The following is a 24,502-nucleotide window of genomic DNA, read 5'->3' on the forward strand; positions in this document are numbered from 1 at the left end:
TCCCATTAATTCAAATTTATAAATGTAATGAAGATAAAATTAACTTCCGCACTTTTGTTATTGATGACGATTATTTCGTGTAAATCAACTACAAACAATCAAGCTGAGAGTACCGCCAATTACGAGGTAATCCCAATGCCTGAAACGATTACGGCTCCACAAGCTGATGCCGATAAACCTTTCGTGCTTACAGCCGATACCAAAATCACTTATCCCGAAGGTGATGCTTCTTTACAACAGTATGCAGGGTTCTTGCAAGAATATATCAAAAAACAAGCAGGAATTGATGTAAAAGTGTCTACAAGACAAACTGGTGAAACCAACACTATTGCCTTGTCACAAAATTATCAAAACGACAACAAAGAAGCTTACCAAGTAGTAGTAAATGCAAACAACATCACTGTAAATGGAGCTTCTAAAGCGGGTACTTTCTATGGAGTACAACTCTTAAGAAAGTCCATTCCCGTGCAACAAGTAGGCAAAGTAATCTTCACTGCTAAAGAAATAACCGATAAACCCTATTTTGCTTATCGCGGTGCACACTTAGATAGTGCTCGCCATTTCTTCACTGCCGACTCTGTGCGCATTTATATCGATATGTTGGCACTCCACAATATCAATAAATTCCACTGGCATCTCACCGATGATCAAGGCTGGCGTTTTGAGTCTAAAAAGTACCCAGAACTTACTGTAAAAGGAAGTACTCGTAGCCAAACTATGGTAAACAAGCAATGGGATACCTTCGATGGTAAACCTCACGGAGGTTTTTACACTCAGCAAGAAATGAAAGACATTGTAAAATATGCCGCCGACCGTAATATTACCATTATTCCTGAGATAGACCTCCCTGGTCATATGGTGGCTGCATTAGCTACTTACCCTCAATTAGGCTGTACAGGAGGCCCTTATAAAGTAAGAGAAACTTGGGGCGTAGCCGAAGAAGTGCTTTGTGCTGGTAACCCCGAAACTTATGATTTCATTAAAAATATATTGGAAGAAGTAACTGAAGTATTCCCTTCAGAATATATCCACATAGGTGGTGATGAGTGCCCTAAAGACAGTTGGAAAAAATGTCCTAAATGCCAAGCTAAGATAAAAGAATTAGGCATTAAAGGTGATGCCAAGCACACTGCCGAAGAATACTTACAAAGTCACGTGATTACATTTGCTGAAGAAGTATTGGCTAAAAAAGGTCGTAAAATCATTGGTTGGGACGAAATCCTCGAAGGTGGTTTAGCTCCTAACGCCTCAGTAATGTCTTGGAGAGGTATTGGCGGTGCCATAGAAGCAGCCAAGTCTAACCACGATGCCATTATGACCCCTATGTCATTCTGCTATTTCGATTTCTATCAAACTGATAAAACTGATAAAGAACCGCTTGCCATTGGTGGTTATGTGCCTGTAGAACGTGTTTACTCTTTCAATCCTTATCCCGATGCCCTCAATAAAGAGCAACAAAAACATATCTTAGGCGTACAAGCCAACGTGTGGACAGAGTACATCAAGACTTTCAAACACGTACAATATATGGCATTGCCTCGTTTTGCAGCCTTAGCTGAAGTACAATGGGAAGACCCTGCAAAACCTAAAGATTACAATCAGTTCTTACAACGCTTGTTGCGCTTGCTTCCTATCTACCAGTTAGAAGGCTATAACTATGCTAAACACATATTCGACCTTCGTGCTGAAGTAAAGCCTGAGGTAGGTGATATACAAGTAACCTTCTCTTGTCTACAAGATACACCTATTTATTACACCACCGATGGAAGCGAACCTACTAAGAACTCCAACGTGTATAAAGAACCTTTAAAACTTACCAAAGATACACATCTAAAAGCTAAAGTATTTGGTCAAGAAGGCGAAAGTAGCTTTGAGCAAAAGTTTTTCTTTAACAAAGCAACTGTACGTCCTATTGAGTTCCTCAGCAAACCTACTCAAAACTATACTTTTGAAGGCGCTATAACTTTAGTTGATGGTCGAAGAGGCGGTACCAATTCTCGCTCTGGAGAATGGTTAGGATTTAGCGAAGCCCCTTGTGAAGTAGCAATCACCCTAAAAGAAAATACTCCTGTAAAAGAAGTTCGTTTTAATGCTTTTATTGAAACAGGTGATTGGATTTACCCTCCAACCAGCTTTGAAGTATGGGGTTCTAAGGACGGTAAAAACTATGAACTACTTGCTAAAGAGAGCTATGCCCTTCCTAAGGAACACATTAAAGAAATAAAAACTTACTCTTTATCTTTCCCTGAAAAAGATGTAACCTATCTAAGAGTGAAGATAAATGAAGTAAACAAAATACCTGCTTTCCACCAAGGAGCAGCTGGTAAACCTGGTTTCCTCTTCATTGATGAGATTGAAGTATTGTAATATACTTACATAACAATAAACAAAAAGCTATCTAATAGTTCTTATTAGATAGCTTTTTTATATCTCAATATGAGGGTATTTCCTTTTAAAATCCTCTATCTTCTGTCGCAACTGTTTTTGAAACTGCTGATGACTCTCTGTATCAGGGTTAAAAGGACGATGTTGTAAGCCTTTCTGTATAGCATCAACTTGTTTCATATCTGTCTGTGTAGCCTTATCTATATATGTTTCTACCAAACGCTCCCAAATATAGTTTATAGCCATTTCCGATGGGTGTACCATATCATTGGTGTAAAAGCGGTAATCGCGAAGCTCATCTAAAAGCAATTCATAGGCTGGAAAATAAGCACACTCCCCTGATGAAAGTACCGAATAAAGTGCTACTAACAAATGTGCCTTGCTCACTTGGTTTTCTAAAAAACCATCTTTCAAGTGTCGCACAGGCGAAATAGTGAAGACACACTGCAAGTCTTTATTCACCTTCTTCAACAGTGCTATAATACGGGTAAGGCTCTCCCCTATCTCATCTACTGATAATAGTCGTTTTGAGAAGTGTTGCTGAGGCACTTTATGGCAATTTGCCACTATCTTATCAGTACTGTTATAGATGTATACCCAAGCCGTACCAAGAGTGATAAAACAGAAATCTGCTTTTTCTAATGCGTGATAAAGCGCTTTTTGTTGCGTATTGGCAAGATGAACAGCCTCCTCTAAACTCGGTTTGCTCATATCCGAATGGAAATCAAAACTGTGCCAAAGTTCGTTGTGCAAAAAGAAATCTCCAGCCTCATAAGGTCTGTGTTCTATGGCTCTACTAAGTACATTTTCAATAGCTAAGGGGTGAAAGAGTATCCCAAAAGGGTTTACCACAACAGGAAGTTTATAATAACTGAACTTTTGTGCCATATTCACAGCAAAACACGAACCTATACTCAGTATCCGTGAGTGATAGGTAATGTGTTTAGTAGCCTTAGGTATGGGCACAATAGTTCTAAAATCCATAATAATAAATCTATTAAGTGTTGCTCCTTTCTAAATCCAACAGAAATTGCTTCCTCTCAACACCACTGGCATAGCCTGTAAGTGTCCCGTCTGAACCTATAACACGATGACAAGGAATAATGATTGAAATACGGTTCTTCCCATTGGCATTGGCTACGGCTCTCACTCCTTTGGGGTTCCCTACAACGGTAGCTTGCTCTTTATACGAACGTGTTTCTCCATATGGGATTGTCTGTAACACTTTCCATACTTCCTCTTGAAATGAAGTCCCCACCAATGCTAACGGCAGACTAAACTCTTTGCGCTTCTTGGCAAAATACTCTTTCAGTTGCTTTTCTAATTCTAATAGCAATAAAGAGCTTTCTTCTACCACTGTGGTTTGGTAATGCTTTACAAGTATTTCTTGGTCTTTGAGCCAGTTTTTACTATCAACAAAGTCAAGCATACAAATTGCCTCATCAGTAGCTATACCCAGCATCTCACCTATGGGAGTATCAATTCTCTTTTTGTACAGTTTCACCGTTTTGTTCTTCTTCATTGATAGCTTCTGTATTATTAGGGTCGTATTCTGTTTCTTCTAAATCTTTAGACTTTTTGCCTAAACCTATCTTAGGGTTCTCTTGCGTTCCCGTTACTTTAATAGGTATTCCAATAATCCCTAAAGGTGGTAAGCCTAAACGCATCTTAAAGTTCAACTTCCCGTCAAAGCTACTCTGCCCTTCTATACGTGGTCTAAACCCTGATACTTTAAACTTAAACCGTTCTACCGTAATGAGATTGTTCTTTATAGTGCTCTTGATGTCAATCGTCGAAAGGTTAGCGTCTCTTAGTCCATCGGTACCTGTTCTATCACTGATAACATTAAAGAGCTTAAACCCTTTTAGCTGCACGTTCTTCACCGATAGTACGCCCCCTCCTTTTAGCGATGGATAAATGGGTAACATCTCATCGTTTAGCTTCCCTTCTACATTGTAATCCAATGAAATAATACCTTTAGCGTCTTTTGCCATTGCCACCATTTCCCTGAACATTTTCACTTCCTTGTAGGCTCGTTGTACATCAAAATCTTGTGCTTTAATCTTGAAACTAAAGTTAGCGAGTTTAGGAGTTTCATCAGCGTATTTAGCATTTATTTGTGTTGAAACTCCAATAATATTAAAACTCACGTTTCGCAAAGCTAAGGTACCTCTGTTCAGCTGCGTGCTACCTCTCAAATTATGAACAGTGAGCCCTTGTAAAGCTACGTTCTTAAGATTAGCATTTAAATTAAAGTTAAAGAGCTTAGGCACAATCACCACCCCCTTTTCAGCTGGAGTATCATTGGTAACTGTTGTTTCTTCTGCTTCTTTTATCTCTTCAGCAGGAGCTGAAGCATACATAAACTCATCTATATCAAGGTAGTTAGAGCTTACCGTAAAGTTCCCTTTCAATACTTGGTTGTTTGATAGGAAGAAGTTAATAGCATTGCTCATTCGTCCGTTCATCAAAAAGTCCGATTTCCCATAGGTAGCACGGAAGTTGGTAAAGTGCATATTGTCTTGATTGAAGCGAAAGACTCCTTGCTGAATGATAAACGGTTTAGGCAAGTATTCTGTTGTGGTCTTGATATTGCGCAGTTCTATCACCCCCTTATTGTGCAACAAGTGATAACGCCCATTGGTAGCATCACTCTGAGTGCCTTTTAGGGTAAGGTCTGCTTTGGCATAACCTTCTAATTCTAAGCCTTTTTGTGAGAATACTTTATAAATTCTGGCTATATCTAACTCTCCTTTGGCTTGTATATCATATCGGATATTGTCAAAATTCTCCATCGATAAATTCACCGTAAAAGGCTTCTCTTCAAACAAGAACGTCGCAGGAGATAAATGTACTGCCAATGTCTTCATCGTGCCATCAGTGTTTTCAATATCCCCTTTAAAGTGAATATCAGTAACCGGATTGGGATAGTAGGGTGTCTTTACATAACCATCGGAGAACTCCAAAAGCCCTTTTGTGATAGGAAACAATCGCTGTTCGGGAGCATAAGTTCCCTTACTCTTTAAGTTTGCCAAGAGCATCCCTTTCAGTTGGAAGTCTTTCATATCCATCAAGTGCATCACATTCTCCACATTGATGTTCGCTCTTACTTTAGCATCAATTACTGGGGGCTTCAAACCATCGAGACTTACAATCCCCGAAAAGTACTCCTTACCTATATCAAAGTAAATAGAATCCAGCTTTACAGCTACTTTGTCTACGTTCAATGAGGGCAATCTTGTTTCTACATTCAAGTACACATTTTCGGCAGGAGCAGGCACTCCCTCGTAGCCTACATAACCATCGCGCACTTTCATCTTTAAGTAAATATCCGGACTCAAATGCTGTGAGGCTATATATTGCCCTTTCATTGAAAAGTATATATCGGTCTTACCTTTAAGAGTAGCTTTCTTATGCCATTTTGTAAATTGGGGAGGAAGGGCGGTAAAGAAGTCATCAAGATTACTATCTTTAGATTGTATCTCTAAATCAATATCATATCCATTGTTCAAAAAGTCTAACTTACCGTTAAAATCTACAGGCAATCGGTTTATCTTTAAGTTGTTTTGCTGAAAGATAAAAGCTAATGAATTTGTATTAATTTGAGTAATAAGCTCGGCATTTACGTGCTTGTTCTTCAAATATGTTTCCCCTCCAAAAAGAAAATCCAATGATTGTATTTCTGCTTTAGTACGCAAATCGAAGATAGAAGCCTCTAAGCCTCCTTTACCTAAGTAATTAAAACCATTGGCTTGAATATAAATCTCTGTTGATTTATCATCGTAAATCAATCGGGTATTTTTCAGTTGAATCCGCTGTAAATCCACACGTGCGTCATCACTCTCCGAGCGACTCTCCTCTCCCGATGATTTGTAAACGTTGTAATTAGCCTCGCCTTGTTTGTTTACTTTTATATGCACAAAGGCATTCTTTAGGTATATTTCCTCTATATCAATTTTCTTAGAGAATAATAATTCCTTTACATCTATCCCTAAAGATATTTGTTTTACTGCCACAAGTGTATCATTTTCATAGGGCTTAGAGCCTTTCATCAAGAAGTTGTCAAGGTTAAGCGTAAGCGACGGGAAGTGGGTAAAGAAAGATAACTTAGCTTTTGAAAAGTTAATTTCTCCGTTCAGATTGTCATTGGCGAGCTTCTTAACCTTCTCAGTTACGTACTCAGGATACACCATCGGAAAAATAATGATGAATGCCAATAGCAATGCTATCAGCACTCCCAATACCTTTAAACCTTTTAGGATATACTTCTTCATCAAATCATTAAAAGCCTAATCCGTTTAATCTATAAAACTCTGTAGTGCCAATTCATAGCTCTTCAAGCCAAAACCTACCACTACTCCCTTCACTACTGGCGATAAAAACGACTGATGCCTAAACGCTTCTCGCGTAAAAGTATTAGAAATATGCACTTCTACTACGGGCGTAGTAATTGCTGCCACTGCATCGGCAAGGGCTACCGAGGTATGCGTATAAGCTCCTGCATTCAGTATAATGCCGTCATACTCAAAACCTATGTGGTGCAACTTGTCTATCAGTGCCCCCTCGTAATTACTCTGGAAATAATACAGTTCAATATCCAGATATTTCCTATGCAGTTCCTTTAGGTAATCCTCAAAGGTCTGATTGCCATAAACAGCAGGCTCCCGAAGACCTAACAGGTTCAAGTTAGGTCCATTGATAATGATGATTTTCTTCATATCTACGTTATTCTTCTATTTTAATACGCCCTATTCCTTTCACGCTCTTCTTAAATACAGGCGGATTTCCTTTCACAGTAATGCCTCCTGCTCCTGCGATAGAAGCATCTACCTCTTGCGTTACATAAGCCGATATATCTCCTGCTCCCGCTATGCGCAAAGTAGCTTTTTCAGCCTTAAGCTCATCAGCATCTACATCGCCAGCTCCTTTCACGTATACACTTAGGCTTTTGGTTTCTCCTGCAATGTCTATGTCTCCTGCTCCAGCCACTTGTAAATCAAGTGAAGTAGCCGTTACCGATGCTTCAAGGTCACCACCACCCTCTAATTTCACTAACAATGAGCCTACTTGCAATTTCTTTTCTGTAGAGATATCCACAGCCCCTTTCCCTATTACTCTCTTCAAATGAGTGTCAATAGGCACATATACAGTAATGGAGGTTTTAAGTGAGTACTTCCTGTCAATGCTTACATAAAGCACATTGTTGGACACTTTGGTCTCTAAATACGAAAGCACCTCTTTCTGTCCTTTCACTTTTATTTTGCCTACCTCTCCTTCTGTGAGTACAAGATTATAAGCTCCCGAAACTTCTATAGCGTCATAATTCGCTACTTTTCTCTCTTCGGTGATAACTTCTTTACCTTTTTCAGTCTTCTTTTGGCTGTATCCTATGCTAACAATTAATGTTACAAGGATAAATGTAATCATTCTTTTCATATATTTCATCTGTTTTAATTATTTCTCTTCTGTTAAAATTATACTCTATCACAATTGATTTGCGAATCTTACCCCCTGCACTTTGTCAAAGTTTGGGACTTTGACAAAGTCTATCAATTTAATAATCAACTGTGTCCTTCACTTAGCCAAAGTTTGAAACTTTGGCTAAGTTGATTGTCCTAATAAGTCTCTTTTACGTCTCTACCTTCCCCCTTTGAAGGTTGTCCGCGATAGCGGAGTAAGTGAATAGGGGGATGTTTTCAAAATACTTAGGTTTAACTTAATTCACATTATTAAGTATCTCCTCAGTCTTCGCTACAACCTCCTCAACTGTAATCGTCTCAATGGCTTTTTCATATCCTTTGGGGTATTTCTTCCCATATACCGAAGTAGGAATGAGCGGATACCGCTCTCTATCTGCCAAAAGAGCATTCTCCTTGGGCTGAGCATAAGGGTAAAACCCCGCATAAGGGTGCGTTACTCCCCATAAGGTAAGCGTTGGCACACCATACATTGCCGATAGGTGCGCATTCCCACTATCCATCGCTATCATTATGTCTAAGTGCGAAATGAGCTCCAACTCTTGTTTGAACGAGAGCTTCCCTACCATATTTTCAGTATTAGGCAAGTCTATTTTGCTCACCTGCTCTTCCTCTTCTTTTCCTCCTCCAAAAATGTAAATCTTGCCGTTGTCATACCGCTGAGAAAGTGCCTCTATCACCTCGCACATCTTTTCAAATGGGTACTGTTTGCCTATGTACGACGCAAACGGAGCAACCCCAATGCGCACGCCTTCACACAGCAATTTCTGTACCGTTTCACTCGGGTCAGCTGGTGGTAAAATATATTGTTCACTCAAGTCAATCGGGAAACCCAATGAAGCAAACACATCAGCATACCGCTCATACGAAGGCTTTAAAGGTTCAAACACTTTACACTTATAGCTGGTAAGCGCCCGTTTTTCTCCGCGTCCTTTATCTATTTGCTTAAAAGGTATTTTACTTCCCTTGAAGTAAAACTTCAGTACATTAGTGCGTAACACATTGTGAATGTCTGCCACACCGTCAATCCCCTTCGCCATTAGTTCCTTATACAGTTTGTACAGCCCCAATAAACCACTGTGTTTTCCGTTAATTTCGGGAGTGAATACCTCCAAATTAGGTATATGTGAAAACATCGGTGCAAATAACGGTCGCGTTAAGTAAGTAATTTTTACATCAGGATATTGCTCCGAAAAAGCTGTTACAACCGGCACGCTGATGGCTACATCTCCCATCGCCGACATTCTGAAAATAGCTAAATGTTCCATTTTGTTTTGGTATTTAAAGTTTTATTAGTACCTTTGGCTTCTCAATAGAAGAGGTACTGTTAATAAAGTTGTTTTTGCTAATTCTTATAAGAGTGATAGAACATTTTTCCATCATTCCTTCGCTTTATAGATAGGCAAGGTTCAAAATAGGCTCGTTATTCCTTCGTCTATCGTATAAGATTCGTATAAGGTTCGTATAAGATAGCTATAAGGTAGAATATTTTTCCAAATAAAAATCCCTTCCCTCTTGCCTTGTGATTGAGATTAAAAATGAGAGCCACCACACTTCTCCCTTTGGAGGGGGTCAGGGGGAGGTTATCTCTTTTCTAATAAAAAGAGATTCTTAATACATTCATTAAAACTCTTAACTCTCATCGAAAATAGTTAATGGATATGCAAATGTAATAAAAATTTATAATATGAGACACTTATTTTTAGTTTTTTTTATCGTACAGTCTATTTTTGCTCAAAATAGCACCGTTTTCGATGGCTCCAAAAGCCTCAGAATCGACTTTAATCTCTTAGCCGACGCCCAGCGTATGGAAGTAATTTTTCAACAGCTTAAAACTGAACCTTACTGGGGAGGCTCTATCACTCACCTCATTTTCCCTAACTTAGGCAACCAGCGCCTTCAACTATTCGACGGCGAAAAACTTGTCTTCTCAAAAGGCTTCAACTCCCTCGCCGATGAGTGGATGGAAGTAGATGAAGCCAAGAATGAAAAACGACTCTTTTATCACGCTATGCAAGTTCCTTTCCCTAAAAAGAAACTAACTTTACACATCGATAAACGCAATCGTGAAGGAGTGTTCGAAACCATAGCTACTCGTGAGATAGACCCTAACGACTATTTTATAAAAGAAGAAAAGGTCATTGCCTATCCCGTGAAGAAATTGCTGTATAATGGTGAAGCTTCCAAAAAAGTAGATATTGCTATCTTAGCCGAAGGATATACCCAAGCCGAAGCCGAGAAATTCTATGCCGATGCGCAGCGTATGACTGACTATATGTTTACCATTCCCCCTTTCGATAAACTCAAAAACGATTTTAATGTATACGCCATAGCTGTCCCTTCTCAAGAAAGCGGTACCGATGTTCCTGGTAAGAACATTTTTAAAAACACAGCATTTAACTCATCATTCTATACTTTCAATCAAGAGCGTTATCTCACTACTAACAGCATTTGTGAAATAGCCGATGCAGCTTCAGTTGTCCCTTATGACCAACTCTATATCTTAGTAAATACCGAAACTTACGGAGGGGGTGGTTTCTACAATCACCTAAATTTAGGCACTGCCGATAACGCCCTTTCTGAAAAGGTATACATACACGAGTTCGGACACGGTTTTGTTGGTCTCGCCGATGAATATTACTACGATTGGGATCCCACTTTTCAAGAGATGTACAATACTAAAATTGAACCTTGGGAAGAAAACATTACCTCATTGGTAAGCTTTGAGAGTAAATGGAAGGATATGGTAAAAAAGAAGACACCTATCCCTACTCCTCGCATTCCTAAGTATAAAGATGTTGTGGGTGCTTTTGAAGGTGGTGGCTATACCAGTAAAGGTATTTACAGTCCCGTACAAGACTGCCGTATGAAGTCTAACGAACCAAAAAGTTTCTGCCCCGTGTGTGAGCGTGCTATTCGCAAAATAGTAGAGTTTTATACCAAATAATACCCTAATTAGTACTCAACAATACAAATATGAATCAAGAGTTGAAGAATATTTATCACTGATATATAGTGTATTGTCGCTTTTGAGTCACATCTCCCCCCTTGAGGGGGCTGGGGGGATGTTTATATTCAGTAAGCTAATTCAACCCTTGATTGGTATTACAAATAAAAAAGGCGCACTAAGAAAATCTTAGTGCGCCTTTTCCTTTTATTGAGCTCTTTTAATAAATACTATATGTTTTGTTCTTCTCTGTCTTGAACGTTATAACTCTATCTTTGCTACTTCCTCTTACAATCACTTTGCCTTTGTAATACACATTTTTATTGGCAGGTAATAACACACTGCATCTCTCTCCATTTAACGAAGTGATTTCAGCTTTCTGCAATTTGTATTGTTGCCATTCAAAGTTTACTTCAAATCCATTCCGTGCTCTCATACCTTTCATAACACCGTTTTCCCAATCAGGGTGAGAAGGGAGTGCAGGTAAAAATCTAATCGTACTTTCCTTCCCGTGACTTTGTAAGAGCATTTCAGCAATACCTGCTGTACCTCCAAAGTTCCCATCTATCTGGAACGGAGGGTGTGCACAAAACAAATTAGGATAAGTGCCTCCTCCTTGTCCATTAGTAATATTAGGATTTACAGGACGTAATAATTGGCGTAACAAGAGTAAAGCGTGATTACCGTCTTGTAATCGTGCCCAAAAATTTATCTTCCACGCACGTGACCACCCCGTTCCTGCATCACCACGCATTTCTAATGTCTTTTCAGCTGCTTTGGCTAAATCTGGTGTGTCCCAAGGAGTAATCTCATCATACGGATATAAGCCGTAAAGATGTGAAACGTGCCTATGCTGTGGTTCAGCATCTTCCCAATCGTCAAGCCATTCGTTAAGGTCTCCCTTTTTACCGATGCGATTAGGCACGGTATTCTTACTGATAGCTTCCCATTGGGTGCGTTTTTTACTATCTAAACCTAATATCTTAGCTGCTTCACTTGTATTAGTAAAGAGCTCCCTAACTATTTGCATATCCATAGTAGGAGCCATACAAGTAGTGCCTATTTGTCTCTTGCCGTCTTTCAGTTCTGGTAACAGATAAGCATTTTCAGGAGAGTTTGAAGGGGCTGTTACCCAATAACCCGTTTTCGGGTCTTTAATAAGTAGATTCTCAAAGAAGGTTGTAGCTTCTTTAAGCACAGGGTAATACTCTCTGAGGAAATTAATATCTTTAGTGAAGAGATAATGTTGCCAAATGTGTTCGCATAGCCAAGCGCCTCCCGTAAGAGTAGACCCCCACGTCGCCGATTCACCTGGCGAAGTATAAAACCAAGGATTGCTAATAACGTGAGCCACCCAGCCATTAGCATTGTAATAGGCTTTGGCTGTTTTGCTACCATTGGGCACTAAGTTTTTAGTAAACCTTTGTAAAGACTCAGTAAGCTGTGATAGGTTGGTAGGCTCAGCAAGCCAATAGTTCATCTGTATGTTAATATTTAAATGATAATCGCCATTCCAAGGTGTTTGATATTCCTCTGCCCATAAACCTTGCAAATTGGCAGGCAAAAGTCCTTCACGTGAAGAAGAGATAAGCAAATAACGACCAAAGTTATAATATAAAATAGGTAGTAAGGCGTCTTCACCTTTATAAAAACGTTCCAATCGCTCAAAAGTAGTAAGACTCTCTGTTTGGGAATTTACCTTTCCATACCAGCGGTTACTATTAAACAACTGTTGAAAAATAGCACGACTTTCAGCCATAGCTTTATCAAAACTCATAGGAGCTTTTTGTAAATACTCATCAGCTTTTTTAGCTACTGAAATATCCAAAAGTCCTCCCTTATTAAAGTTATAGTTAGTTACAGCACTTATCCTCAAGGTAATTTCCTTTGCCGACTGAATTGCTATCGCTTTATTGGTAGTCTCTAATTTACCATCAGTTTGAACATCAATTACCGATGCAAAGTGCATACCTTCTTTATTGCCATTAGGCAACACGCCGTTAAGAGTAATTCTATCGTTCTGATAACTAATCGTAGCATTCTCTTTGCGGAAGAGTGAGATATCTAAGTTGAGTGCAGAAGTAGCTTTTATCTTCACCCATATTACATCGTTTTTAAAATCAGCAAAAGCTGTTTGTTCTATTTGGTTATTATCTCGTTTAAACGAAGTGATAGCTATTGCTTCATCAAGGCGTAATATACGCTTGTAATCTTGAACAGGGGTAGATGTTTTCCAATCCAATAACAGTTCTGCCAATACTTGATAACAGCCATAGCTACAGTTAGCTCCTTGTCCTAAACAAGAACCCTTCCCTTTAGCTACAAAATGCTGTTGCAAGAGTGCTTGTGCCTCTAAGTTCTTCCCTTCTAAAAGTAATCTTTGAATTTCTTTTAGGTACTTATGAGCATTAGGGTCATCGGCATCTTGTGTCCCACCTGACCATAACGAGATTTCATTGAGCACAATTCGGTCTACATCAGTCTTTCCAAAAAGCATAGCTCCTAAACGCCCATTCCCAATAGGGATACTTTCAGTAAAATGATTTGCTGGTTTGTGAAACACTACTGATACATCTTGAGGTTGTGCTTTTAGTAGCATTCCTAAAAGTAATAACATAATAAATAAGTTGGTTCTCATAAGTTGGTATATTTTTTAATTAAGATATCGCAAAAGTACAAAACAAGTAGCTCACTTGCAAATATTATTCAAAAAAAAAAAACAGCCCCATACTTATTATGGAACTGTTTTTATTTTTTATATTAAGAAACTGCTATTTCAATAATAAATCTGCTGAACCTACTTCGTTGAGGCTATCATCATAAACAGTTACTTTATAAGTGCCTTTATCAAATTCTTTTCCTGTTTTATTGATAAAGTCACACACATCCACGTTCTTATTGTCGTAGATGAAGTGAGTAGCTGTACTATAATTCACTGTGTTTTCTCCTTCTGAGGTAGAGTCATTAGCTCCTAAGGTAACTCCTGAAGGTGAAACTACTTTCACATAGAAGTATCTTGAGCCTGACCTTGCTATTCTGTTAGCTCCCACAGTAAAGCAAACTTTTATTTTTTCAGCAGCACGACCTCTATCGGTTGCTTTGTTCTTAGTGCCTTTTACGGCTTCAATTGTAAGTTTGCTAATCTGAAGTGCAGAACCAGCTTCCACCACTTTCTTTAAGCTATTAGCTTGGCGAGCAAGTGAATCGGCTTTAGCACTTGTGTCGTCTAATTTTACTGACACGCTGTCTAAATCCTTTCTGATAGCAGTGTTGGCACGCGTCAATGAGTCGTTCTTTCTGATTAAGAAATCGCGCTCTTTAGCAAGTGCAAACGCTTGGTTTTTAAATCGAGCCAATGCTGAAACATTAAGTTTCATATTCTGCAATGAATCGATGTACTTACCAATCTTGTCTCGTGCATCAAGCAAATCCTGATTCACGTTTTTGTTGTCGTCCACTACTTTGTCGTAGCTTCCTTTCAAAGCGTTCAAATCTTTAAGCACTTGTTCTTTTTGAGTGTTAAGATCTGCTTCTGTTGCATCTTTGCTTTTGTTAAGAGAATAGGTGTAATAACCTAAACCTCCTGTTGCCAATGCCAAAATAGCAATTAAAATCTTCGATAAAACACCACCTCTCGGTTTGTCATCATCATTGTATGAAGGATACGATTGTCCTCCATCTGTACCATTGGACGCTGAGTCCATAAAAATAGGTTTGTCGTAATTATTACTCATAACTTATGTTTTTTTACTCCGCAAATGTAGATAAAAAAATATATAACAAGCAAATTTTTATGTTTTTTTTAACACTATTAAAAAAAGAAATAGTACTTTTGCACCCGCTTTTTAAGTATACAATTATTATGTTAATACGTTATTTTGCAATCGTTTTCGGTTGCTTAGGCTTAGGAGAACTCATCGTTGCTCTCACTCACATTCCTTTCCCCTCAAGTATCATCGGAATGCTATTTCTCACCCTTTTTTTAGAGCTTGGTTGGGTGAAATTGCAATCTATAAAAGCTCTCTCAGATTTACTAATTTCTAACTTAGGATTGTTTTTCGTGCCCCCAAGTATTGGTATTATGGCATACTTTAAACAGATAGGCGAAAACTTTTTAGCTATCTTCCTCTCTATCATCATCAGTACTGTCGTGGTGATTATTGTAACGGGTCACGTATATCAATTCTTCCGTAAAAAATTAAAATAATGAAACCTTTTGTAGAAAACGAAGCCGTCCTTTTGGCTATTACTTTTATCCTTTATTACGGGGTATTACTCTTGCAACGCAAGTATAATTCTGTTTTTTTGAACCCCGTATTAATCACTGTTTTAGTACTTATTTCTTATCTAATTATCTTCGGCATTTCTCCTGAAAAATACGAAGAAGCAGGCAAGTATATTGATTTTTGGCTCAAACCGTCTATCGTAGCTTTAGGCGTACCACTCTATTTACAGCTCTCCAAAATAAAAAAACAGCTAATCCCTTTAGTAATCTCTCAGTTTGTAGGTAGCTTAGTAGGGGTACTTACCGTTTGCTTGGTTGCTAAATGGTTAGGTCTTGAAGACGATATCGCTATTTCATTAGCTCCTAAATCGGTTACTACCCCCATTGCGTTAGAAGTTTCACGTATGCTCAACGGCATCGAACCTATTACAGTAATGGCAGTAATGACTACTGGTTTCTTGGGGAACCTCTTTGGTCTTACCTTTCTGAATTGGTTTCGCATCAAAAGTCCTATGGCTAAAGGTATTTCATTGGGCACCGCTTCTCACGCTTTGGGTATTATGGCAGCCTTCAGCTTAAGTGAAAAATACGCTGTTTATGCTAGCTTAGGAATGATTTTTAACGGTATCTTTACCGCTGTATTAGCTCCGCCAGTAGTACATTTGCTTTTTTAAATAAGTTATTGCATTCCACTACCACATTACAAAAATTTTCTTTCAAAAGCTTCTTGCTAAATCAAAAAAAAGTACTACCTTTGCCCCCGATTTGGAGTAACCTCTGGCGAGAGTCGTGAATGTTGCCCATTGATAACATAATTATTTATATTTTTTATGGAACCATTATTAAAGTACGTACAAGACAACTTTATCGAAAAAAAAGACTTCCCCGATTTCTCTGCTGGTGACACTATCACTGTGTACTACGAGATTAAAGAGGGTGATAAAAAACGTACTCAGTTTTTTAAAGGCGTTGTTATTCAACGCAAAGGTCACGGCGTAACCGCTACTTTTACTATCCGTAAAATGTCCGGTACCGTAGGGGTAGAACGTATCTTCCCTATCAATATGCCTGCCCTTCAAAAAATTGAAGTAAACAAAAAAGGTAAAGTAAGACGTGCTCGCATTTACTATTTTAGAGGACTTACCGGTAAAAAAGCCCGTATTAAAGAAGTTCGCTAATCAGTTAAACAAACTTATAAAAGCAAAGAGTAAGACCTTCCTTCCTCTTTGCTTTTTTCTTTTCTAATACCTAATCCATAAAACCTAATATCTAAACATTTGTACGCAATACTCGACATAGAAACTACCGGTGGTAAATACAATGAAGAAGGCATTACCGATATTGCCATCTATCAGTTCGACGGTCACGAACTCACCGACCAGTTTATTTCTTTGATAAACCCCGAACGCCCCATTCAAGAGTTTGTAACTAAACTTACAGGCATCAACAACAAAATGTTGCGCAATGCCCCTAAATTCTATGAGGTCGCTAAACGTATTGTCGAAATTACCACCGATTGTATTATCGTAGGACACAATGCTGCCTTCGATTATCGCATCTTGCAAACCGAATTTCGCCGTTTAGGCTATGACTTCGTCCGAACCACACTCTGTACTGTAGAACTCTCTCAGAAGCTTATCCCTGATAAAGAATCATATAGTCTGGGTAAATTAGTCCGCTCATTGGGTATTCCTGTAAGCGACCGACATCGCGCTTCAGGTGATGCCTTAGCTACCCTAAAACTCTTTAAATACCTACTCGAAAAGGACACTAAAAAAGAGATCATTACTACCTCTGTCAAGCAAGACATCCGTTTAGAAATGGCTTCTCGCCATCTAAAAATACTCGACACCCTTCCTGAAACATTAGGAATTTTTTATATGCATAACGAAGAAGGTAAAATTATTTACATCGGGAAGCACAAAAACATCAAGCAACAAGTAAACAGGCTCTTCACCTCTCCCTCCAAACGCGATAGATACTTGCAACGTCATACCTATCAAGTTACTTATCAAGAAACAGGTAATGAACTTATTACTGCGCTAAAAAGGTTGGAAGAAATACATCTCAACCAGCCAAAATGCAACAGAAAGAACCCTGAAAAGGAAATAAATATCACCTATATACTCACTTCTCACTTTAATGCTAAAGGTTATCTTTGTTTTTCAATAGAATTATTATCTACTCAAAATGAGATAATCACCACTTTTGAAACCAAAGAACAAGCTCAGAGATTTTTAAAACAAATCACTGAAAAATATCTCTTAAACGAAATAGATTTCAATAACGAAACCGTAGAAAAATATAACACTCGCGCCTCTGAGGTGCTTTCAAAATACGGACTTGTACACCAAAACGTAGCTATTGTAGATAAAGGCAGAGTGGTAGGCGAGAAAAGTATTATTTTAGTAGTCGATGGTAATATTCAAGGTTATGGCTTCTTTAACCTGAATTTTCAGCTTACTCAATTAGAGATACTACAAAACCTTATCACTCCTTTACCCAATTCATTAACTAACCGTCACCTTTTGCACGCTTACTTGCGACGAAATCCTAAAGTAAAAGTGCTAAATCTTAGTGAACAAAAACCTTATCATAATGAATAAACAACTTTTTATTACGCTTTTAGGAGCTTCTGCCCTTTTAGCAGGTTGCAACCAAACAAGTAGCGATACCAATGCTACAGCGATAAAAGAATCAGCTGAGAAGATTTCAAAACTCACCGATTCTATCAAAAAACTCGATGAACAACGTATTGAAGCTCTGAATTTCAGCCTTGAAACTAATGAGTTGGCTCAACAGTATTTTGAGGATTTGAAGATTGATAATCCTTCACAAATCGTTGTCAATGCCCTAATGGAAATGAATGTAAAGGACACTAAAAACCCTTACATCAAATCTGAAAGTAATGGAAAATTCTTGTTTAATAAAATAAGAATACTCAATGAAAAATGGGTAATTTGTGAATTTACTGACGGTGAATTGTGGGGCGACCTACTCTTGGAATACCATATCGACGGTAACCAAAATGTTGTCTTTAAACCATTAAGTGAAGTCATTCACCCTAAATAAATCCGAAGCTATACCATCTGAGAGGAATTTACCCTTGCGTGTTACTTTCAGATGGTTTTCTTCTATCACCAAAAGCTCATCACTGAGGTATTGCTGTGCTTGTTGCCATAAATATCGCTCGTAATCTTCCCCAAATACCGCTCTCACTTCTGCTAAATCAATCCCCACCATTGTGCGTATACGTGTGATAATAAGTTCATTATACCTATTATCAAGCGTAAGCTCTTCTTTTTCTTGGGGCAATATCCCCTGCTGTATCTGTTGTATATATTTAATGTTATGAGCAATATTCCAACTGCGTTCTTTTCCGTTAAAACTGTGTGCTGAAGGACCTATTCCCATATAGGGCTTGCCAAACCAATAAGCTGTGTTATTCCTGCTAAAGTATCCTTCTTTGCCAAAGTTTGAAAACTCATACTGTATAAACCCCTCTGCCTCTAAAATATCTATCAGCATCTGGAAATGTGCATAAGCCTGCTCATCGCTTATAGGGGGTATCTTGCCCGTAGCAATAAACTTGTGCAAAGCGGTTTTTTCTTCTACCGTAAGCGCATAGGCTGAAATATGCGGAATCCCAAACGACAGTGCCTTACGGATATTCTCCTGCCAGCGTTCCTCACTCATTCTGGGGATACCGTAAATCAAGTCAATCGTGATATTATCAAAATATTGGCGGGCTATCTGCAATAAAGTCTCTACTTGGGCTACCGTATGCACTCTGTTCATCAATTGCAAGTCCTCTTCAAAAAACGACTGCACTCCCAAACTGAGCCTATTAATACCCAAAGAGCGTAATTGCTCAAGCTTTTGCTTGGGTGATGTTTCTCTAAAAAAGTCGTCAGGATTGGCTTCTAAGGTAATTTCAGCTGTGGGGCTTACTTTGTAATGTGTAAAGATAGTCTGAAAAAGTTGTTCTAATTCTTTATACGAAAGGATACTGGGCGTACCTCCCCCTAAGTAGATAGTCTGTAGTTCGCTACCTATCGCTTCCCTTTTGCGCAAAATGAGCTCTTTACAAAGCGCATTCACCATTTCTCCTTTTCTTTTCAGAGTAGTCGAAAAATGGAAATCACAGTAATAACAAGCACGCCTACAAAAAGGAATATGAATGTATAAGCTATACAAAACGAAGTCTTTTTTAACCGATGCGGTCTTGATTTTGTTTTACAAAAGCGTCCCAACCGCTATAACTTTGCTGTTTTTGTGCCTTGCCACCGTTAAAGAAATGACAAACCGCCACCGCCAGACCATCGGTTGCGTCAAAGTGTTTAGGAAGTTCTTTAATGTTCAGTAATTGTTGCAACATTTTGGCTACTTGTTCTTTCGAAGCGCTACCATTGCCCGTAATAGCCATTTTCACCTTTTTAGGTTCGTATTCGGTAATAGGAATTTGGCGCGATAGCCCTGCTGCCATCGCCACTCCCTGCGCTCTTCCGAGTTTCAACATCGACTGTACGTTCTTGCCAAAGAAAGGCGCTTCAATAGCCAATTCATCAGGCTTATAAGTATCTATCAGCTCCAATGTGCGGTTGAAAATCACACTCAGTTTTAAGTAGTGATTGCTGTATTTGCTCAGTTGAAGCTCGTTCAGTTGTAAGAGCTTCATACTGTCTCTTTCCACCTGAATAAGCCCAAAACCCATAATAGTAGTGCCAGGGTCAATACCTAAAATAATACGTTCCAAAAACTACTACTGATTATTTAACGTTAATTTCAATAGGTAACTTAAACTGTGTACTCACATTTAGCCCATTCTTGGTGGCAGGTATAATAGCATCTTGCTCCGAGAGCACAGATAAATTAGCGCGTAACGAATCCTCAAAAGTTTCACTCTCTGAACTGAGCAATTCCTTAGTCTTTTCATTCGCTTCCATATCTATAAGCACTATTTTACCTGTATTATCCACTTTTATGTTCAGCAACACACGGTCGGTAACAGGTTCTGTTACTTCATAAGGAGCCTTTTTCAAACGCTCTTGAAAAAGGGTTGTAAAAGTCCTCTCAAAACATTCTTTCTGCCCTATCTTTGTAGTTGCTGTATCACATACCCCCCTAAAAATAGGATAAGAGTCTACCTCTTCCTTCACTATTTCCGAGAATTTTATATCTGCTATCGAGTCCAACTTATGTTGCAATTTTGCTTCTTTCTGCTCAGGAGTGAGTTGGTTACCATTGTCGTTACACGATACAAGTGCCAATGATAAGGCTAAAAAACAAAAGTAAAATTTCATAATTAAATGTATAATAAGTGTTTTTACGGCTCAAAAGTATTACAAAAAATTGATTTACAAAAATAAATAACACTTTTTCTTCATAAAAATATTCCCTACTAACTTTCTATTTCACAAAATAACGAATGTAATAAACTGATTATAAGAATAGTATATTTCTATCGCTCTCTACAATAAAATTTCCGTACTTTCATAAGGTTCTTGCCCTTTCAAGAAAATTCGAGCCGTCAAATCGCCTTTAAGAGTCACCTTCTCATCTTCTACTCGCAACCAACTGCCTTCGCGCAACCCTATCACAGGCGTATCGTTAAAAACGTGAAATTCTTTAATACGCGTTTCACGAGTTTCTCCCTTGTGTTTGCTGTTCGGGTCTGGGTCAAGGTAATGAGGGTTAATATTAAAAGGCACAAGTTCTAAAGTTCTAAACGAAGGCGGGTAAACAATAGGCATATCATTAGTAGTTTGCATTGTTTGTCCAGCAATATTGCTCCCTGCACTCGTCCCCATATAAAGTGTTCCTTTTTCTACTGTTTCACGCAATACGTCCATCAGCCCCAATCCGTACAGCTGATGTACCAGCACAAAGGTATTACCACCTCCCGTAAAAACTGCTTGTGCCTGCCTAATAGCACTTTTAGGGTCAGCAAAAGTATGTAACCCCACTACCCTTTTCCCTATTTTATTAAAAAACTGTTGGGCAATTTGGGTGTATTCATCGTGCGTAATACCACTCGGGCGTGCATAAGGCACAAATAATATTTCGTCGATTTCTGCAAAGAAATCCGTTAGTTCCTCTTGTAAATAAGAAAGATAAGTCCCCCCATACACAGTAGAAGTACTCGCTAATAATATTTTTTTCATCACAGTTCTATTTAGTTACAACACGCAAAGATAATAAAAAATCAAATACCCTGTATCTCACACTCCTTCATTTTACCTTCATTTTACTTTTATCTTTACATCTCTAATTCCCCCTCCACGAGGTTCTCCGCGACAGCGAAGTAAGTGAATAGGGAAAGATTTCAGTACGAACTTTGCCAAAGTTTCAATAGCCTGTCGTGCTACGACCTTTGGCAAAGTTGAAAACTCCCAATAGTCTCTTTTTTACTTCCCTCATATCTTTATTTTGAGTTCGTCATTTGTTCGCCTCCTAACTATCTACTTGTGTGACTCGCATCGTTTATTGCACGTCTTTCCGTCGCTACAGTTCCCCCTTTGGAGGGGGCAAGGGGGAGGTTTTTCAGACTCTCTCCTACTTATCAGATTTATCCGATTTATCTGACCCCCATCCAACTCCTCTACAAGCTTCTTCAACTAACCTGCATATTTTCTCATTTTTCAAATTCGCTAATTCTCTAATTTTCTACCTGCCCGTGCGGCTCGCACTTCCTCTTTCTTTCGCCTCGAAACCCTATTATCGGCATTATTGGCATTATTGTATTACAGTATTAATCAATCACTTATATACCTCTTGTATAACAATCGTCCAAGATTCGTATAAGCTTCCTATAAGCTTTGTATAAGCTAAGCATACCCATTTTACCTTTTACCTTTTATCTTTTACCTAAAAAATCCCTTCCGAATTTCTCCGATATCTTCTGATATCCACAAAATCTTTACTGCCTGTCGTGCTACGACCTCGTACCTCAGAATTTCCAGAAAAATCCTACTTATCCGAAAAATCTGACTCCTCCACACTTTGCCAAAGTTTTCAATCACCCGCCGTACTACAACCTTTGGCAAAGTTGATTATTTCTGGCATTATTGGCATTATTCGTATTTTGGTATTAAATACACTTTTTTACTTTTTTCTTTTCACTTTCCAACTTTTTTCGTACCTTTGCCCTCAAACTAAAAAAAAATGGATTCCTAATTTTTATATCATTAAACAAATATTATAATGAAAACAGAACAAGAATTAGCCGAGTTTTATGCTCGCTTGAAAAACGAACTCTTAGAAACGAGCCTATGGCCTACTCGTTATCTCTATAAATTCGTAATACCTACTGATGAAGCAAAACTCAATCAGCTCAAAGAGGTATTCAAAGATGCAAATGCCGAAATCACTACTCGCCCATCGTCTAACGATAAGTATACAGGTGTTTCGGTAAGCCTTATGGTGAAAAACCCCGATGAGGTAATTGCCTATTACAAAGAAGCAGGAAAAGTAGAAGGAATATTATCATTATGACGACCTTAGAATATAACACCGAACGCCCTCACTTAATCATCCCTGAATATGGGCGACACATCCAAAAAATGATAGAAAAAGCGGTACTCCTTAAAGACCGCGATACACGTAATAAAACGGCTCGAAGCATCGTCGCCGTAATGGGAAACCTATTCCCTCACTTGCGCGACGTCCCTGATTTCCAACATAAACTCTGGGACCAACTCTTTATAATGTCCGACTTTCAGTTAGACGTCGATTCTCCTTATGAAAAACCTACCCCATCTACACTTCATAAACACCCCGATAGACTTAACTATCCTCAAGCACACCCCCGCTACCGCTTTTACGGCAACGTGATTATACGTATGATTAACACTTGCGTAAATTGGGAGAAAGGCGACCTGCGCGAGGCGTTAGAGTATTCCATCGCTAACCATATGAAGAAATGCTTCCTCACTTGGAATAAAGAAAGCGTAGACGATAGTGTAGTTTTTGAACATCTATACGAACTGAGTAACGGACAAATAGATTTGAGAGGAACAAACGAAGACCTTACTGATAGTCGTGACCTTATTCGCACTAAACAAAACTTAACTAAGCGTACTCCTATCCCGCAACCTCAGCAAGCTAAAAGAGTATTCTCAACTAATAAAAAGAATAACAATGGGCGTATTTAAAATAGAAGGTGGACACACCCTCAAGGGAAGTATTACACCGCAAGGAGCTAAAAATGAGGCATTACAAGTGCTTTGCGCAGTTTTGCTCACCGACCAAAAAGTTACCATTCACAACATTCCCGACATTCAAGATGTGAATAAACTCATCTCTTTGCTCGAGAATTTAGGTGTGAAAATCCAAAAGCTCGGTAGGGGTTCTTATAGCTTCCAAGCAGATGACATCAATGTAGATTATCTTAAGTCAGAATCTTTTCACACCGAAGGACAAGCCTTGCGAGGGTCTATTATGATAGTAGGACCTCTGCTCACGCGTTTTGGGGTGGGCTATATCCCAAAACCAGGAGGTGATAAAATAGGTCGCCGTCGCCTCGATACCCACTTCGAAGGGTTTATCAAATTAGGTGCACACTTCGAATACGATGAGAATAACTTTACTTATAGCGTAGTAGCCGATAAACTAAAAGGAAACTATATGCTTTTAGAAGAAGCCTCAGTTACCGGTACTTCCAATATTATTATGGCTGCCGTATTAGCCGAAGGTACTACAACTATATACAATGCAGCTTGTGAGCCCTATGTACAACAACTCTGTCGTATGCTTAACGCTATGGGAGCTGATATACAGGGTATAGGTTCTAACCTCATTACTATTAACGGCGTAGAACGCTTAGAGGGTTGCTCTCACACTATCCTCCCCGATATGATTGAAATAGGTAGCTGGATAGGCTTAGCTGCTATGACCCGTAGTGAGATTACCATTAAGAATGTAGGCTGGGAACATTTGGGTATTATGCCCACAATCTTTCATAAATTAGGAATTTCGTTTGAAAAGAAAAACGACGATATCCATATCCCCGCTCATACTAACGGCTATGAAATCCAGAATTATATCGATGGTTCTATCCTCACCGTAGCCGATGCCCCTTGGCCTGGTTTCACCCCCGACTTACTTAGCATCGTGCTGGTAGTCGCTACCCAAGCACGTGGCGAGGTATTAATTCACCAAAAGATGTTTGAAAGTCGCCTCTTCTTTATTGATAAACTCATAGATATGGGCGCTAAAATTATATTGTGCGACCCACACCGTGCTACCGTTATTGGCAATGACTTCCGTTCGCCTTTGCGCGCAACCCTAATGACCTCCCCCGATATACGTGCCGGTATAGCCTTGCTCATCGCAGCGCTATCCGCCAAAGGAACTTCTACCATTTACAATATCGAACAGATAGACCGCGGTTACGAAAACATTGATGGACGACTCAAAGCCTTAGGAGCAAATATAGTAAGAGTCTCATAATAAATATTAGATAACAAG

General features: G+C 38.9%; 22 protein-coding genes. 10 read left to right on the top strand and 12 right to left on the bottom strand.

The features are described 5' to 3' along the window. The first annotated feature begins 27 nt into the window (after positions 1-27). Positions 28-2,367 carry a beta-N-acetylhexosaminidase gene (locus RCZ04_RS09875; protein WP_460485871.1) on the top strand — a complete coding sequence of 780 codons (2,340 nt, stop codon included), beginning with the start codon at positions 28-30 and terminating at the stop codon, positions 2,365-2,367. A 57-nt stretch (positions 2,368-2,424) separates the two neighbouring features. Here RCZ04_RS09875 and RCZ04_RS09880 read toward each other — a convergent pair whose 3' ends face one another. From RCZ04_RS09880 to RCZ04_RS09905, 6 genes are all read right to left on the bottom strand, one after another. Next, positions 2,425-3,369, bottom strand: a complete 945-nt coding sequence (locus tag RCZ04_RS09880) for a GSCFA domain-containing protein (protein ID WP_460485872.1) — start codon at positions 3,367-3,369, stop codon at positions 2,425-2,427. A 13-nt stretch (positions 3,370-3,382) separates the two neighbouring features. After that, positions 3,383-3,907, bottom strand: coding sequence for a methylated-DNA--[protein]-cysteine S-methyltransferase (locus RCZ04_RS09885; protein ID WP_460485873.1), 525 nt, complete (start codon positions 3,905-3,907; stop codon positions 3,383-3,385). Beyond that, positions 3,864-6,659, bottom strand: a complete 2,796-nt coding sequence (locus RCZ04_RS09890) for an AsmA family protein (protein ID WP_460485874.1) — start codon at positions 6,657-6,659, stop codon at positions 3,864-3,866. The genes RCZ04_RS09885 and RCZ04_RS09890 overlap by 44 nt, the downstream gene beginning before the upstream one ends. A 24-nt stretch (positions 6,660-6,683) precedes the next feature. Beyond that, entirely contained in the window at positions 6,684-7,103 is a 420-nt protein-coding gene (aroQ, locus tag RCZ04_RS09895) for a type II 3-dehydroquinate dehydratase (protein ID WP_460485875.1), read from the bottom strand. Between the two features lie 7 nt (positions 7,104-7,110). Beyond that, positions 7,111-7,830, bottom strand: coding sequence for a head GIN domain-containing protein (locus tag RCZ04_RS09900; protein ID WP_460485876.1), 720 nt, complete (start codon positions 7,828-7,830; stop codon positions 7,111-7,113). A gap of 271 nt (positions 7,831-8,101) precedes the next feature. Next, positions 8,102-9,130, bottom strand: a complete 1,029-nt coding sequence (locus RCZ04_RS09905) for a glycosyltransferase family 9 protein (protein ID WP_460485877.1) — start codon at positions 9,128-9,130, stop codon at positions 8,102-8,104. A gap of 419 nt (positions 9,131-9,549) precedes the next feature. On the opposite strand from RCZ04_RS09905, the gene RCZ04_RS09910 reads away from it, so the two are divergent. Continuing rightward, positions 9,550-10,809, top strand: a complete 1,260-nt coding sequence (locus RCZ04_RS09910; protein WP_460485878.1) for a M64 family metallopeptidase — start codon at positions 9,550-9,552, stop codon at positions 10,807-10,809. A 220-nt stretch (positions 10,810-11,029) separates the two neighbouring features. On the opposite strand, the gene RCZ04_RS09915 is transcribed toward RCZ04_RS09910, so the two are convergent. Next, a complete protein-coding gene (locus tag RCZ04_RS09915; protein WP_460485879.1) occupies positions 11,030-13,447 on the bottom strand; it encodes a glycoside hydrolase family 95 protein in 2,418 nt (805 codons plus the stop codon). A 133-nt stretch (positions 13,448-13,580) separates the two neighbouring features. Next, on the bottom strand, positions 13,581-14,543 hold the full coding sequence (locus RCZ04_RS09920) for a hypothetical protein (RefSeq protein ID WP_460485880.1): 963 nt from the start codon (positions 14,541-14,543) through the stop codon (positions 13,581-13,583). 128 nt (positions 14,544-14,671) lie between these two features. On the opposite strand from RCZ04_RS09920, the gene RCZ04_RS09925 reads away from it, so the two are divergent. The 5 genes from RCZ04_RS09925 (at position 14,672) to RCZ04_RS09945 (ending at position 18,106) form a co-directional block, all read left to right on the top strand. Further along, positions 14,672-15,016 carry a CidA/LrgA family protein gene (locus RCZ04_RS09925; RefSeq protein ID WP_460485881.1) on the top strand — a complete coding sequence of 115 codons (345 nt, stop codon included), beginning with the start codon at positions 14,672-14,674 and terminating at the stop codon, positions 15,014-15,016. Then, positions 15,016-15,708 (top strand): LrgB family protein, encoded by a 693-nt coding sequence (locus tag RCZ04_RS09930; RefSeq protein ID WP_460485882.1) that lies wholly within the window; start codon positions 15,016-15,018, stop codon positions 15,706-15,708. The genes RCZ04_RS09925 and RCZ04_RS09930 overlap by 1 nt, the downstream gene beginning before the upstream one ends. A gap of 156 nt (positions 15,709-15,864) precedes the next feature. Next, positions 15,865-16,212: a 50S ribosomal protein L19 gene (rplS, locus tag RCZ04_RS09935; RefSeq protein ID WP_002672812.1), complete on the top strand. Its 348-nt coding sequence runs from the start codon at positions 15,865-15,867 to the stop codon at positions 16,210-16,212. 99 nt (positions 16,213-16,311) lie between these two features. Then, positions 16,312-17,640, top strand: coding sequence for an exonuclease domain-containing protein (locus RCZ04_RS09940; RefSeq protein ID WP_460485883.1), 1,329 nt, complete (start codon positions 16,312-16,314; stop codon positions 17,638-17,640). After that, on the top strand, positions 17,633-18,106 hold the full coding sequence (locus RCZ04_RS09945) for a hypothetical protein (RefSeq protein ID WP_460485884.1): 474 nt from the start codon (positions 17,633-17,635) through the stop codon (positions 18,104-18,106). The genes RCZ04_RS09940 and RCZ04_RS09945 overlap by 8 nt, the downstream gene beginning before the upstream one ends. Here RCZ04_RS09945 and hemW read toward each other — a convergent pair. From hemW to pepE, 4 genes are all read right to left on the bottom strand, one after another. Next, positions 18,080-19,231: a radical SAM family heme chaperone HemW gene (gene hemW, locus RCZ04_RS09950; protein ID WP_460485885.1), complete on the bottom strand. Its 1,152-nt coding sequence runs from the start codon at positions 19,229-19,231 to the stop codon at positions 18,080-18,082. The genes RCZ04_RS09945 and hemW overlap by 27 nt on opposite strands. 13 nt (positions 19,232-19,244) lie before the next feature. Next, positions 19,245-19,790, bottom strand: a complete 546-nt coding sequence (gene ruvC, locus RCZ04_RS09955; RefSeq protein ID WP_460485886.1) for a crossover junction endodeoxyribonuclease RuvC — start codon at positions 19,788-19,790, stop codon at positions 19,245-19,247. Between the two features lie 13 nt (positions 19,791-19,803). After that, positions 19,804-20,337 (bottom strand): hypothetical protein, encoded by a 534-nt coding sequence (locus RCZ04_RS09960; RefSeq protein WP_460485887.1) that lies wholly within the window; start codon positions 20,335-20,337, stop codon positions 19,804-19,806. A 168-nt stretch (positions 20,338-20,505) separates the two neighbouring features. After that, positions 20,506-21,198 (bottom strand): peptidase E, encoded by a 693-nt coding sequence (pepE, locus tag RCZ04_RS09965; RefSeq protein ID WP_460485888.1) that lies wholly within the window; start codon positions 21,196-21,198, stop codon positions 20,506-20,508. 1,039 nt (positions 21,199-22,237) lie between these two features. On the opposite strand from pepE, the gene RCZ04_RS09970 reads away from it, so the two are divergent. Genes RCZ04_RS09970 through murA form a run of 3 tightly spaced genes read left to right on the top strand, consistent with a single transcriptional unit; the run spans position 22,238 to position 24,484 of the window. Beyond that, positions 22,238-22,528, top strand: a complete 291-nt coding sequence (locus RCZ04_RS09970; RefSeq protein ID WP_460485889.1) for a DUF493 family protein — start codon at positions 22,238-22,240, stop codon at positions 22,526-22,528. Next, the gene (locus RCZ04_RS09975) at positions 22,525-23,187 is read left to right on the top strand and encodes a DUF4290 domain-containing protein (protein ID WP_460485890.1); all 663 of its coding nucleotides are present in this window, start codon (positions 22,525-22,527) and stop codon (positions 23,185-23,187) included. Before RCZ04_RS09970 ends, RCZ04_RS09975 begins: the two co-directional genes overlap by 4 nt. Beyond that, on the top strand, positions 23,174-24,484 hold the full coding sequence (gene murA / locus RCZ04_RS09980; RefSeq protein WP_460485891.1) for a UDP-N-acetylglucosamine 1-carboxyvinyltransferase: 1,311 nt from the start codon (positions 23,174-23,176) through the stop codon (positions 24,482-24,484). Before RCZ04_RS09975 ends, murA begins: the two co-directional genes overlap by 14 nt. The last annotated feature ends 18 nt before the right edge of the window (positions 24,485-24,502 follow it).

Source organism: Capnocytophaga sp. HP1101 (assembly GCF_054772415.1).